Genomic DNA, 14,215 nt, shown 5'->3' with positions numbered 1-14,215 from the left:
TATCCATTTATATGAAAGTGGCAGCACCTGATTCCTTAATCTGAGGAAAAGAGCTAAATAAAAAAGCCCGCTCCATAAATGAGCAGACTTTTTCACCTTATGCAAATGGATGAAGACCAAGTGGTAAACGCAGTCCCAAATACAGAACAATGAGCAAGGCGATAACCATGATAATCCACAATACATTTGTGCTTTTTCCTTTATTCATGCGGATCAGGATCATCTCAAACATCCCGATCACCCCTATTCCCACCAATCCTTTAATGCCGTAAAGGGCCGGATTAATTCCCTGATGCTTCCAGAATAACAGGGCACCGGTTAAAATAATGAGCAAGTAAAATAATCGTAAGATCATATGTACAACTTTCATGCCTTTTTTCTTCCCTGCGTTATGTAAACCGACCGCTACAAAGAAAAGAATGATGGCAACGACCCACGTTGTAATATGGGCATGTGTATTATCAAACATATTGAACCTCCTAAAGGTAGATAGTTTACGCTCATAATATTACCACAGTCTGTACATCAACAGAAATTTTAACTAATCCTGTAACGGATTTGTCAAAATTCCCAATCCTTCTATTTCGATTTCCACCATATCACCCTTTCTCAAAAAGCGTGGAGGCTTGTAACCTTTCCCCACTCCAGAAGGTGTCCCTGTCGCAATGACATCCCCCGGCAACAGCGTCATTCCTTTAGAGATGGTGGAAATAATCGTCGGAATGGAGAAAATCATTTGTCCCGTATTGGAAGACTGGCGGATTTCACCATTGACCTTCGTGGTGATGGAGAGGTTCTGAGGGTCATCCACTTCATCCTTTGTCACAAGGAACGGACCCATCGGACATGTTGTATCCAGACTTTTCCCGAGGAAAAATTGGCCATGCTTTTTTTGAAGGTCCCGGGCTGTGATATCATTCAGAATCGCATAACCAAATACATGGTCCATCGCTTCTTCCGGAGAAATCCCTCTCCCTTTCTTTCCGATGATCACGGCCAGTTCTCCTTCATAATCGAGTTCTTCCGTTATGTCATCATGATGAAGCACCGTTTCTCCATGACCGATGACCGTATGGGTTGCTTTCGTGAAAATCATGATATTCTTCGGGATATCCTGTACACCACCCATTTCAATGGCATGTTCACGATAGTTCTTTCCTACACATATGATGTTTCTCTTCACTTTGGGAATCGGGGAAAGCCATTTCACTTCATCCTCTGCGAAAGATGGCAGAGCTCCCCCCTTCTCCCTAAGAACTGCTTCTACACTTTCAAGAAAACCTTCTCCGGCTTCAATTCCCTGAAGTAAATCCCCTGGTAAATCATCCACCCCCGCTAAATCAAGGATCCTTCCGTCTATTTTCACCCCATACAGTTCTTTTCCCTCAACTGTAAAACTAACGAATTTCATCCTTACCCATCCCCTTTTCCAGTATTATACTTCTTCCTTTTTAACAACATTGCTTCTCCCATAACTCAACACTCGCCAAAGCTTTTCAACTGGCCCATATCGAAACTTGGATAACCAGATTTCAGATAGAATCACCTGTATGATATAAATCCCCACTGCAAGCATCGTCCCCGTTGTTAAGGTTACTTCTCCGTAGAGTCCAAATCCATAAGAATAGAAGAGAAGTGTGCCGATGATGGATTGCATCAGGTAATTCGAGAGAGACATCTTCCCTACTGAAGCGAATGGCTTGCTCCATTTCATCATTTTTTCATTCAACAATAATAATGAAAGGATTATTGCATAAGATACTGATAAGAACGGACCTCCGAAAAAGTCCTGTATATAGTTGTAAGCGAAATTGGACTCGATGAATAGTGGCAATGATTTAATGATGATTCCAAAGAGTAACGTAAATCCACCTGTTATCATCCAAACCTTCTTATGGTTTCTGACCTTTTCCAACAGTTGCAGTTTACTTGCGCCTGCCCCGATCATCATCATAGGAAGAATCGAAAGTAACAAGAATAAAAGATTGTCAGGTGAGTTCACCATATACCAGTCCTGAAAGCGTTGTTCCATGATACTGCTGAAGCTGCCCGAGGCATAGGCTGAGACCGAATCCTGCAATGCGGCAATATTCGTATAGTGCGTCACGCCTGTCGGATCAGAAAAGGTCATCAATACTAGTAAAATACTGAAAAACATTTGCGGCATCAGGAATAATATACCCCCGAGCCACATCAGGCCCTTCCCGGAAAGCCGCATGAAACCAAGAAGAATCAGACCGAATACGGCGTAATTTATCAGGATATCCCCTGACCAGATCAGGAAGGCATGAATACAGCCGATTCCCAATAAAGTAAGAAGTCTTCTTACCCCAAACAGGTAAAAGGATGTCCCTTTCATTTCTGCCCTTTGTTGTTGAATCCCTAACCCGTATCCAAACATCATGGCGAATAACGGATAAAAGCTTGCTTGGACCAATACATCGATCCAAGGAAATAATGCCATATCTTCAGGTGTTTTCCACCAGGTATACGGATCAAAGTACAGAAATGGTGAATGGAAGGAAATCATGTTGATGATAAAGATGCCGAGCAAAGAGAATCCTCTGATCACATCGAGACTTACAATACGTTCTGACTGTTCAATTGGCGATAAGGTGTTCATTCATCTTCCTCCGAAATCATTAATCTTGTTTCTATTCTAACCCGAAACGGGAATTTAGGCGATTATCACCTATTCATGTTCTTAACATAGAATAACAATAATTAACTTTGTCTTAAAGGTGTGAGTCGAAATGCCTGCAATTGTAGGAATTGCACAAGTCATAAACGTCGGTTCCAGTGCCGTTTTTCACATCGGGGATGTATTTAACATCAGCCCGATATCAACAGCCAAAACCTTTGCCGGTGCAGGTTCATTTATTACAGGGAGAGGGATCTCCGTCTATAACGAAAGCTCCTTGACCTACACGGTGGACGATGATGGAATGGATCAAGGAATAAACTTTACCCTATGAGTGTGATGCGAAAATGACGAATTATTATGTTCAACAATCCATACAGATTCAATTCATTAAAATCGGGGGAATGTCCAATTCTTCCATATTGCAGATTGGTACATGTGGGCAAATAAACACAAATGATTACCTGTATAATACCGGTGGTTTTACAGAGCCTGCCCCTGAAGCAGAAAAAAACGGGAGTGTTTCAATAGGACCATCAGCATCACCCTTAGTTCCTCTTCAAAGGCCTTAAAAGAGTCCGCGACAAGAAAAGAGGTGGCAGAATGACTAATTACTATATGACACCCCAACAACTGTATCAGTATATCGAGATGTTGAATACGAGAATTGTCGCGTTAGAACAAAAAGTAGATGAGCTTTCTCAGGAATTGACGGCCATCAAGGATAACCCTAAGATCAACGTAGAAAGAATTGAGTATAAGTTCGATCAGCTGAAAGTCGAGTCCCTGGATGGCACTTTGAATATCGGCCTTAACCCAAGTAATTTAAAGGATACGATAGAGGACTTAGCCGTTGATCAGAATGTGAATGTCGAATCAATTAAAGATCTGACCCCTTACAAAGAAAGAATAACGAAAGAGATACATGCTTACATTCAAAACGAATTGCCTACCCTCATCCATGACAATGAAATGCAATTCCAGCGATCCCTCGACCCTTCTTATTATGAAATGGTACAACAGGATCTGCTAAATCAGATGCCACAACGAATCGATTTCTACCTGGAAAACATACCTCATGTCGAATCCAAACAATCAGAAGGGGAATGGGAAAGAAAAATCATTTCAAAAATCAAACAAGATATTCAAACGGCACTCTTCTCCTTTATGTCCCAGATGCCGGAAAATATGGAAGGGATGAATCACAATGAACCTCCAAGTAATCAACCGTGAATTGTCAGTCGGCAGTATCGATATTGCGGGGGTAGCGAGCTCCTCCCTTGTTCTGATCGGGGATGCTGATATCATTCAGCTTACTTCTGCATTCGATACACCGCCAGAGTCATTGATCGTCGGTCCATTCGTCCCACTGACACCGAAAGGATGATAGATGTTCAAGCGATATTCGATTGTTAATAAATTAGACGGCATTACGTTATCCTTTAGCTCTCTCTATCAAATAGGCGATTCCCAAAACATAAACGCCGTATCATTTGCCTACGCTGTGCAACGAGAGAAGGAATTTTTCTTGACGAGTGAAGGAAGCTTCGATTCCAGCGTTTTTCAGGGACCACTTACTAAACCTCCGGTTGATCCCACAGTGAGGGTCAGCCGACTAAATCTTTGTCCGATCAAAGTGGATCAAGTATTTGTCAAGGCTACGGCATTTTCTTCCATTGTTCATATTGGAAATACGTCGAATGCCGCTATGGAAGCAAGAGTGAAACACATCCGTCAGCTTGAGTCTAAAAAGCATGAAGATCTGGAAAATTCCGAAACCATAGACCAGCCGGACTAAAAGCCTATAGGAACATGAACATTCTATTCTATTTCACATAGGTTAACTGTATAGATATTATTGAAGAGGATGTTGTATATGCCCGCTTTAGTAGGTCCTGTCGCTATTCTTAATGTTGGTGGAGGAAGTGTACAGTTTGGAGATACAGGTATTATTTCGCCTAAGTCCGCTTCCAAGACATTCAGCGGTTCCGGTGGCTTCAATACTGGTCCATTTCAACTGAGCTACAATGTCTTCAGTGTTAATACGACCTTTGATTGTAATGTCGTAGACCAGCCAATAACCGGAAATAACTAAAAAACCAAAAAGCCCACCAACAGGCTTTTTGGTTTTTTTATATCGACTATCTCTTCTCTCTTCGCTCGTGACTTTTCTTCGTTTTAATTAATTTGGTACACGGCTGCTTGCGGATCCATTTTATGAATGCACGAATCTTCTCATCTTTTCTTAACTCCTCAATTGAGTTCAATCTTGATCCAAGCTCATCATTAGTGTAAAGGGAATGAATCTGCTTATGACATGGAATGCATAGTCGCGCCGTGGGGAGGAATGTTCCCCCCACCTCCTTGGGTGTGAGGTGATGAATCGTGATTTCTACATTTCTCCTGGCACATAATTCACATGCACCAATCGCTCTTTTACTCATCTTTCACCATTCCTCAATAAGTGATTAGTATAGGTATTCCCTGCGGCAGCAAAAAAAATGGGCTGGGACATAACTAAATCCATTTCCTCTAAAGACGAACAATAAAAGTTAGGATTACTTATTACACCGCTATTGATTTCCGTGCAAGACTTCGCTTTCCTCGGGCGGAAGGCAAGCCTCCTCGTCACTAACGTTCCTGCGGGGTCTTACCTATTCCACTTTTCCCGTAGGAGTCTTCGTCTTGCACTCCAATCAATAGCTAGATCCTGCTTTATACACTGGATGTGCTTTAGCAATAATTATAAAAGTACCATTTCACCAGAATGTTATACATATACAGACTGCAGGTTTCGAATGATCGTTCAGATATTCTTTTAACAAAACACTTCGAAGCCAATGCTCCGAAGTGTTTCCTTTTATAGCTCCAACACATGCCCTCCATCAAAGAAATACAGGTACTTTTCTGAGACTGGTTCTTTCCATATGGATTCCAATGCCCGGGTGTATAATTCGAGTTGTACTTTATACCTCTCTTCAAGGACGGGCCTGGCTTCAGTGAATCCGCCCTGATAGCGGTCATGGATACCGTCTGTCTTGTAATCCACCAGGACGATTCCCGACTCATCCCTGAATACACAGTCGATGACCCCTTGAACAAGAATGGTTTCTTCAGGTGCTTCTTCACCCGTTTCTGATATTTCACTAAGGGGAACGCTCATACTGAAGGGAATTTCCCGCTCTATATTCCGGGCATTTACCATCCTCTTACCAAGTCCACTATCGAAGAAGCCTGCGATGTGTTCGACTGACACTGCTTCTTTCTGTTCTTCCGTCAGGATTTCTTTACGAACCAGCTCCGATAAAAGATCTTCAACTTTTTCCTCTGTCGGCACACCATCTTCAAATGAAATATGCTGCATGACTGTATGCATAGCTGTTCCCTTTTCTGCAGGGGACAGTTCTTCCGATTGCATAAATTGAGGTCGATTATACACAGGTTTATGGTGCTGCCTCAGTATATCGATACTTGAGGCTTCATCCCTTATTTCAACCATTCGTTTCAGCTCTGAGACCGATTGCTTTGAACGGAGGTTTGTAGCGCGAATATGAGGGTATTTCCACGATAATCGTTGTAACACCTCTTCATGTTGGGAAGACACAATATCCACCACTTCCCCATTTTTCACTTTCTCCTGCCACGTTTTTTCTTCACTCATTTCCTCATCCTCGTCCGCAACCAACTCAGATTTATGAATCGTCTTGATATGAAAGCAGGAAGGATGCGTGAGAATCTCTTCATTAATCAAGCCAACTCCTGACGCGCCAAGCTGTCCACACTGAGGGTGACGCATGAGGGACGGACCTATCCAATCAAGATAAGAACTCGCCGCGGCCCGGTCATAATCAGATAATAACCACTCGGTCTGACTTAAAGCCCCTCGCCATTTCTTCAGCGATTTCTCCACGCTTTTCACGGTACCCACCAGATATAACTTCTCCTTGGCCCGGGTCAATGCCACATACAGCACCCGCATTTCCTCCGAGATCGCCTCCATCCGCTTCTTCCGCTTGAACGCCAATTGTGGAAGGGACGGGTAGCTGATTCGTTTAGCTGCATCGGTATATTTCACGGCCAATCCAAGGTCTTTATCCAATAAGTATGCTGCATTCAGATCCATCAGATTGAATTGTTTAGAGGTACCGGCGACAAATACGACAGGGAACTCAAGGCCTTTACTGGAATGGATGGTCATTAACCGGACCACGTCTTCCTGTTCACTCAGGGCTCTCGCCACTCCCAGGTCATCTCCCCGTTCCCTCATCCTGTCAATGAATCGCAGGAACCGGAATAATCCCCTGAAGGAAGTTTCTTCGTATTGCCGGGCACGGTCATAGAGGGCCCTAAGATTAGCCTGACGCTGCTTCCCTCCGGCCATCCCTCCTACATAATCATAGAAACGGGTGTCCCGGTACAGTTGCCAGATCAATTCTGTCACCGAGCCCTGCCTTGCCTTCGTCCGCCAGTTCCCGAGGTGATAAAGGAACACTTTGACCTTTTCGAATGTTTCTTCTTCACGGGGATTGCCCGGCTTCTCACCGGCAAATGTCTTCAACGCTTCGTAATACGTCCCTGCCCTTGAATGGATCCGGATACTGGCAAGACCCTGCTCATCGAGTCCGACAATCGGAGACCTCAGAACGGACGCAAGGGGGATATCCTGGTACGGATTATCGATCACTTTCAGCAGGGAAAGCATGATGGCAATCTCGGTCGCCTCGAAATATCCTGTAGATAAATTTGCATAAATCGGTATCCCCTGCCGCTTGAATTCTTCCATGATTTCTGCCGCCCAAGGCATGGAGCGAAGCAGGATCACGACGTCACGGTATTGTATCGGACGCTCGGATTTCGTTTTGGCATCATAGACCGGTGTCCGCTCTTCGATCATCTTTTTCACTTTGTTTGCCATATAACGGGCTTCAAGGACCGATTTCTCGATATCTCCTTCGTCAAAGATGGACAGCGCCTCTTCATCACCACCGGCAGAGGATTCCTCCGTTTCCTGATCGATGATGGCCACTTCAATCGGATACTCCGTTTCTTCAGGATACGGAGCACCTTTTACAAGTTCGGCTTCCCTGTTGTATTCCATTTCACCAACAGATGGACCCATAATCTGTTTGAATAAAAAGTTCGTCCCTTCTAACACTTCTTTCCGGCTTCGGAAGTTTTGGGAAAGATCGATTTTCAATCCGGCTTCCCCTCTCTCCGGGAGAAAACGGGTATACTTTCCTAAAAACAGATTCGGTTCCGCCAATCGGAAGCGGTAGATGGATTGCTTAACATCCCCCACCATGAACCGGTTTCCAACTTCTTCACGTTCCTCCGTTATGAGACGGAGAATGGATTCCTGAACCATATTCGTATCCTGGTATTCATCCACCAGTACTTCTTTGAACTTATTCTTGTAAAGATTCGCTGCTTCTGAAGGAACCAATGCAACAGATGAATGGTCCCTTAAAATGTCGAGACAAAAATGTTCCAAATCGGCAAAATCGACGAGTCCCTTTTCTTCTTTCACTACCCTGAAACGTTTACCGAATTCGACCACCACTTCCGCCAGGGTGTGGATCACGTCCTTCATCCTCCGCATATCTTCAAGGAATGAACCGGGTCTTCTTGAAAAGAAATCCTCCTGAAGCTTTTCCAATGTTTTCTTTCCTTGATCCCGGAGTTTCTTCGCTTCATCCACTATTTCTTTATTATAATCGTCCCCCCTGCAGGCTTTCAGCTTCGTAAAGGGCAGGGTTTGAATCGTTTCGTATAAAGTGTTCCAGGAATCGGTGAGACTTGCCTCAAGGCTCTCGACGATCTCGATATCGCTTAAGAAATTCTCCGCTCTCGGACCAGGCCCCCCAGGCACACGGGTAAGATCCAGTGCGCGCTGAAATAAGCTTTTTGCACCATGAAGCTGTAATCGGATGTCTGTCAGAAGAGGCTCTATAAAGGAGAGTTGATCTATTTCCTTCCCCTCTTCCACCTCATACAGAACCTCGAGCCTTCTCAACCACTCATCGGGGTTCGGATGGGAGCGAGAAAAATCATACAGCTTCCTGATCATATCCTGCAGGGCCCCGTCACTTCGGTCGTTCGTAAATGTATCGACGAGCCTAAAGAAGTCCTGATTATCTTCTTTGCCGTACTCCTCTTCAAAAAGTTCGTCAAGGACCTCATCCCGAAGCAGGTCTCCTTCTGTCTCATCTGCGATCCTGAATCCAGGATCGATATCAATGAGATAATAGTATTTTCGTATCACTTCGAGGCAAAAGGAGTGCAGGGTCGAAATGGACGCCCGGTTCAGTAAACTGAGCTGCTTCCTTAAATGACGGGAATGGGGATCCTCATCGATTGCCTTCTCCAGCGCAACGCCAATCCTATGTCTCATTTCAGCCGCTGAAGCATTTGTAAAGGTAACAACCAATAATTCATCCACATCCATCCTGTCTTCTTCTGAGAGGATTTTCTGAATGATCCTCTCTACCAGGACAGCTGTCTTACCCGACCCTGCCGCTGCAGCGACAAGGATATCCTGCCCTTTTGCCCAGATCGCCTTCCACTGATCATCCGTCCATGTAACATGATCCGGCTTGACTGGAATACTATCATTATTCATTTGATTCTGCCTCCTCTCTCACTTTCCGTAATAAATCTTCCGGTTTCGCTGTCGGCAGCACTCTGTACTCGTTTTCTTCCAAAGACTGGTCAAATTGACAGACCGAACGGAACGAACAAAATTGACACGGAGTCCGGTCCTTCAGCTTATATGGAGCTATATCCGTCTCTCCTGAGATGATCCGGTTCCCGGAGGCTTCATAGAGCTTTCTGACATGTTGACGCATATAATGGAAGTCTTCACCTGAAGCCGCCTTCGAACGGGAAGATAAAGTACCATCCTTCTTGATCCCTGCTGAAATGATATCAGAATTACCCGTATCCAGCGTCTGATCCATTAATCTGACAATGTCAGAATCCCCAAGGACGAGCCCCTTCATCTTAAAGCTCTTGAAAATTTCTTTCTCGATTTGATCCATAGTCAGGATCTTCTTGCTGTTAATCATCGGGTTGTGAACATGGAAATAGAGGACACCGGCAGGCTTCGCTTCCTTTCCGACGAACTGTTTCGAATTGGTTAACACAATGTCCAAATATGTCAGCATTTGCAGGGCCAATCCGTAATAGACTTCCGTCATATCCAAATCCCTGGCGCTTGATTTGTAATCGACTATTCTGAGATACACCCCGTTTGCATCCTCCGCCTTGTCCACCCGGTCAATCCTTCCCTGTAGCTCCATCTTCGTCCCATTTCTCAATTGGAACTGGAACGGCGGCAGGGTCGCATGAGGACCGAATCCAAGTTCCACCCCGACAGGCACAAACCCGCTTGCCTTTGCATGTTCACTTAGAATGAGGCTTGCCCTGCCTATGATTTGCTCAAGCTTCTGAGCGATATAATAATGCCGGTTCGAGCTTAGTAGGATCTGATGCTGCAGCTTCGGTGCGAGCATCAGAACCGCTTCTTTCGCCAACTGCAAACACTGGGATTTCGAGAGTGATGCCCATGTCAGTCCATGTCGCTCCACTTCTTCTGATATCCATTTTAATGCCGAGTGGAACATTTCACCGATATCCGGTGCCTCTAATTTGAAGAAATCCCGTTCTCTGAGCTTCAGTCCGTGACTGGCAAAATGTGAAAATGGGCAGCTATGAAAGAGCTCCATCCGGGAAACACTCGCTAGGATATGATCCCCGTACAAATCTTTGCTCGTATCCTCTGACAGTTGATTTCCGCGATTTTCATAAAAAAGGCTCGACAGGATATGCCCGGCATGCCATTTCCATTCATTGGACGCAGTATAAAAATTGTACACATCCCACCAGAAGTCATGGATCGGATACTCCCTCTTCTTTAACTGAAGCTGCGACGTCAGATGGGAAATCGTCACATTCGGATGACAGACGTAATGAAGCTGATCTTCTTCAGATAGTTCCGACGGTTCATTGATGAGAAGCTTTGTAGGTGCATCCGGGAACATTTCATTCAATCTCTTAATAAACGAGGAAGGCAAGAGCGCCTTTCCTTCTTCATTGGCGATGGGATAGCTGATGAAAAGGCGTTCTGCCGGAGTCGTGAACGCTTTATACGCCACAAACTCTTCATCCAACAGCTTCGTCCTATTACTCGGGGCGATCTTGAATCCCCTTGTGATCAATGACTCACGATCTTCATCGGACAGGACGCCGTCTTCATTCATTTTCGCAGGGAGAATCCCATCATTCACTCCAATGATGAATGCGGCTTTGATGTCGCCAAGCCTGGATTTCTCGAGGTCTGCAATAATGACCTGATCAATGGCAGGAGGGACTAACGAGAATTCCATCGTTTCAATCCCTGCCTCAAGGATGGATGAGAATTTCTTCATGGTCGTTTCTTCATCACCAAGCATCTCTACATATTGATCAAGAAGATCCATCACTGCCGACCACGCCTGGTCATGTTCCCTTGCTGCGATCAAATTCCCTTTCTCCTCTGCTTCAATGCGCATTCGTTCAAGCTTTGCCGGTATATCCAACTCTTCCAAATAAAGATATAGGGCCTCACAGTATTCGCGTCCCGTGGCGCGCTTCTTTAATCGTTTTCCAAGACGGATGATCGGTGCGGAGATAAATAACCGCAATTCATTGATCTCGTGCTCAAGCTCCCTCTCCCGATCGGTCTGAGGTGCGTCCACATGTTCAAGACCCCTGAAGCGACGGTATTTCCAACGGTCTTTCTTCGTCCATCGGTCTCCCTTTATACCATAAGCAAGCACATAGTTCTCCAACCGGTCCATCTTTTCACGCAAATCGGCAGGATTTTTCTGATAAGGAAATAAAAGGTCTGTTTTCACCGCCCGGAAGACCGGCTCATATCTCCAGTTGGTGTTCATGATCTCAAGGGTGGAACGAATGAGCTCGATGAGAGGGTGATTCAGCATCGTCCGCTTCTGATCAAGGAAAAAGGGAATCGCATAATCCTGGAAAATCGTTTCGACCTTATCACGATAATCCTGGCTGTTCCGAACCAATACGGCGATATCCTTGTAGCGGTACTCTTCTTCACGGGCAAGCTTTCTGATCTCCCTTGCGATTCCTTCAACCTCAGCACGACGATTGGACGCTTCGAGGAATTCAATGGTGTCCCTTCCTCCCTCATAGGGTATCGTTGGCCGCTCTTCGAAATGACGCTCTAAATGAAGCAGCGTTTCACTCTGGTAGCGAATCGGTTTAGTGAGTATCTCTTCATTCACCGATTCCCCTGCCTCCCTGCATATATCCTGAAGGGTATGGAAGGTTTCGTTTGTCATCCGATACAGGCTTAACTCGTTCATGGCGTCGATTGGCTGCTCAGGATCCGTTGTAAGGGCAACCGTCACTTTTTTCGTATGTTGTATGAGCTGATCGATAATGAGATATTCCTGAGGAGTGAAACTATGAAAGCCGTCTATGTAGATCTCTGCCTCTTTAAGAAGATCGGAATTTTCCACATGATCAGCCAGCAATTGAAAATAATCTTCCGAATCAATGTACTTTCCGAAAAGCTTTTCCTCAAATTTCTCATAAATCAGTTCAAGGTCATGAAGCTTATCCTTCAATACCTTGGAGCGATCACTGTCTCCCTTGAATCCCTGCAGGTCCGCGGGCGTTATGCAATAGCGTTTGAATTCCTTTACAATCGCTTCCACATGGTGAATGAACCCAGGCTTGTCCGATGCCTTGGTGAAAATATGGAGATTCTCCTTGTTTTCGTCTATGATCTTCCGGATCATCATATTTAATCCGACATCAGATAAATGATAACGGCTCATTCCACCCGTTTCCTGGAGGATCTTCCACGCAAGACGTGTGAAGCTGAACACCTGTCCGCGGATCATACCATTCAATCCCGGTGTGTTTACGAGCTCGTATTCAGATATAAAGGACATTTGATCCGGTACGATATAGATGATTGGGTCTCCATTAGGTGATTCCAACAAACTCTTCTTCATCTCATCCAATATGCGATAGGTTTTCCCCGTACCGGAGCGTCCGAGAATAAAACGTACAGACATCCTCTCACTCCTTTTCTAATACTCTATCTATTCTAACCAAGAGGGTTTATGAATTTTTGTATAGGTTCATTATAGTACACAACCACAAATCTTTCCCGTCTCAATTTTGATTGAAAATATTTGGATCATCTGCATACAGTAAAGATAGGCAGGTGAAATCATCATGAATCAAAATTTCCACAGAATCGCTGCTGTCCTGATTGGGATGGCCGTGATGGTAGCTTGTAATATTTACACATTCATCCCCATTTATGGAAGCATCGCTGCCTCTCTTTCCATTCCACAAAGTGAAGTCGTCCTGGCCGGAACTTCATTCATCTTTTTCTACGCATGCGGTTTATTGACCTTTGCCAACGCCGCAGACCACTTCGGCAAAAAAAGGATCCTCGTCTGGGGGATGCTTGCATCTGCCTTTTCTTCGGGGCTTGTCGGGCTATCAGACGACTTTTGGAGTTTATTTATTACGAGGGGATTGCAGGGGTTCTGTCTGGGGAGCTTTGCACCTGTCGCTTTTGCCTATACGTATGATTTGTTTACAGGAAAGCATCGGACCCTGCTTCTGGCCTTCATCAATTCAGGCTTTCTCTTTGCCGGTATCCTCGGTCAGTTGCTAAGTGAAGGAATCACACGCTTCTTTGGCTGGGCTGCAGTATTCTTCTTTTTCGCGATGGTATACGCTTCCCTTTTTTTAATCGGAAACCAAACGCTTCCACCTACAAACGTTGTATCTGTTTCACCCTCACAACAATTTGCCACCATCGTGAAGCTGCTTAAGAGAAAAGAAATTCTTTACTGTTACGGAATCGTCTTTACCCTTCTCGCTACATTCATCGCCTATTATGACAGTTTGACCCGCTACATCTCAGAAGATCCCGGACTGCTTTTCCTCACCAGGGCAGTAGGTTTGATCGGAGCCGGCTTATCCCTTTTCACCGGCCGTCTTATGGAGGCACTCGGAATCTACAAAACTCTGTTTATCGGAGTCGTTCTATCAATGATCAGTTTGGTAGCTGCTTTCATATATGCATATGGTCACGAACCCTTCATCATCATTCTTTCTTCCATTCTATTTGTCTCGGCCATCTCTTTGTTGATTCCGACCGTCATCACGTTGATCGGAAATATGAGCGGCAATGGACGAAGCCAGGCACTCAGTCTCTACTCTTTCCTATTGTTAGGAGGGACCAGTGTGGCACCGTTAATCATCATGCACCTTACTTACGTACAATCGCTGTTTCTGTTAGTGGGATGCTTTTTATTTCATGCATGGATGGGAGGCTTGTTATATGCGGGGCGGAAGAGATGGGGGACGGGGGATTAGCTCTCGATTTCCCTTCTTTCCTGTAGATTCGAGGTGTGGAGCTCGAATTGGAGAGGGTTTGTGGCAGGGAAATTGACATTCCGGGCTTAATTGCGTCGTTTTGGAAGGGATTGCGTCGTTTTTTCATTTATTGCGTCATTCTGGATGGTGATCGCGTCA

Annotated in this window: 13 protein-coding genes; 7 read left to right on the top strand and 6 right to left on the bottom strand. The window is 45.0% G+C overall.

The window, feature by feature from the left end:
- Positions 1 to 97 precede the first annotated feature (97 nt).
- From AC0VXY_RS07465 to AC0VXY_RS07455, 3 genes are all read right to left on the bottom strand, one after another.
- A complete protein-coding gene (locus AC0VXY_RS07465) occupies positions 98 to 469 on the bottom strand; it encodes a YisL family protein (protein WP_435991950.1) in 372 nt (123 codons plus the stop codon).
- Positions 470 to 541: 72 nt separating this feature from the next.
- On the bottom strand, positions 542 to 1,411 hold the full coding sequence (locus AC0VXY_RS07460; RefSeq protein WP_475527433.1) for a fumarylacetoacetate hydrolase family protein: 870 nt from the start codon (positions 1,409 to 1,411) through the stop codon (positions 542 to 544).
- 24 nt (positions 1,412 to 1,435) lie between these two features.
- Positions 1,436 to 2,623, bottom strand: coding sequence for a DUF418 domain-containing protein (locus AC0VXY_RS07455; RefSeq protein ID WP_475527432.1), 1,188 nt, complete (start codon positions 2,621 to 2,623; stop codon positions 1,436 to 1,438).
- 130 nt (positions 2,624 to 2,753) lie between these two features.
- Here AC0VXY_RS07455 and AC0VXY_RS07450 point away from each other — a divergent pair, with 130 nt between their 5' ends.
- The 6 genes from AC0VXY_RS07450 to AC0VXY_RS07425 all read left to right on the top strand — a co-directional run bounded on the left by AC0VXY_RS07450 (position 2,754) and on the right by AC0VXY_RS07425 (position 4,736).
- On the top strand, positions 2,754 to 2,975 hold the full coding sequence (locus AC0VXY_RS07450; protein WP_224520486.1) for a spore germination protein: 222 nt from the start codon (positions 2,754 to 2,756) through the stop codon (positions 2,973 to 2,975).
- 13 nt (positions 2,976 to 2,988) lie between these two features.
- Positions 2,989 to 3,213: a spore germination protein GerPB gene (locus AC0VXY_RS07445; protein WP_435991956.1), complete on the top strand. Its 225-nt coding sequence runs from the start codon at positions 2,989 to 2,991 to the stop codon at positions 3,211 to 3,213.
- Positions 3,214 to 3,244: 31 nt separating this feature from the next.
- Positions 3,245 to 3,874, top strand: a complete 630-nt coding sequence (gerPC, locus tag AC0VXY_RS07440; protein WP_435991958.1) for a spore germination protein GerPC — start codon at positions 3,245 to 3,247, stop codon at positions 3,872 to 3,874.
- Entirely contained in the window at positions 3,849 to 4,028 is a 180-nt protein-coding gene (locus AC0VXY_RS07435) for a hypothetical protein (RefSeq protein WP_034763377.1), read from the top strand. The genes gerPC and AC0VXY_RS07435 overlap by 26 nt, the downstream gene beginning before the upstream one ends.
- Positions 4,029 to 4,031: 3 nt before the next feature.
- Positions 4,032 to 4,439, top strand: a complete 408-nt coding sequence (locus tag AC0VXY_RS07430; protein WP_435991961.1) for a spore germination protein GerPE — start codon at positions 4,032 to 4,034, stop codon at positions 4,437 to 4,439.
- A 78-nt stretch (positions 4,440 to 4,517) separates the two neighbouring features.
- A complete protein-coding gene (locus AC0VXY_RS07425; RefSeq protein WP_034763373.1) occupies positions 4,518 to 4,736 on the top strand; it encodes a spore germination protein in 219 nt (72 codons plus the stop codon).
- A 46-nt stretch (positions 4,737 to 4,782) separates the two neighbouring features.
- Here the strand turns inward: AC0VXY_RS07425 and AC0VXY_RS07420 are convergent, their stop codons facing one another.
- The 3 genes from AC0VXY_RS07420 to addB form a co-directional block, all read right to left on the bottom strand.
- The gene (locus tag AC0VXY_RS07420; protein ID WP_475527431.1) at positions 4,783 to 5,085 is read right to left on the bottom strand and encodes an HNH endonuclease; all 303 of its coding nucleotides are present in this window, start codon (positions 5,083 to 5,085) and stop codon (positions 4,783 to 4,785) included.
- A 416-nt stretch (positions 5,086 to 5,501) separates the two neighbouring features.
- Positions 5,502 to 9,260: a helicase-exonuclease AddAB subunit AddA gene (addA, locus tag AC0VXY_RS07415; protein WP_475527430.1), complete on the bottom strand. Its 3,759-nt coding sequence runs from the start codon at positions 9,258 to 9,260 to the stop codon at positions 5,502 to 5,504.
- Positions 9,253 to 12,735: a helicase-exonuclease AddAB subunit AddB gene (gene addB, locus AC0VXY_RS07410; RefSeq protein ID WP_475527429.1), complete on the bottom strand. Its 3,483-nt coding sequence runs from the start codon at positions 12,733 to 12,735 to the stop codon at positions 9,253 to 9,255. Before addB ends, addA begins: the two co-directional genes overlap by 8 nt.
- 163 nt (positions 12,736 to 12,898) lie before the next feature.
- Here addB and AC0VXY_RS07405 point away from each other — a divergent pair, with 163 nt between their 5' ends.
- Positions 12,899 to 14,056 (top strand): MFS transporter, encoded by a 1,158-nt coding sequence (locus AC0VXY_RS07405; protein WP_475527428.1) that lies wholly within the window; start codon positions 12,899 to 12,901, stop codon positions 14,054 to 14,056.
- Positions 14,057 to 14,215 lie beyond the last annotated feature (159 nt).

This window comes from Rossellomorea sp. QJM3NY_18 (genome assembly GCF_056173145.1).
The sequence above is the reverse complement of the archived record's forward strand: the minus strand, read 5'-3'. Positions and strand labels throughout refer to the sequence as shown.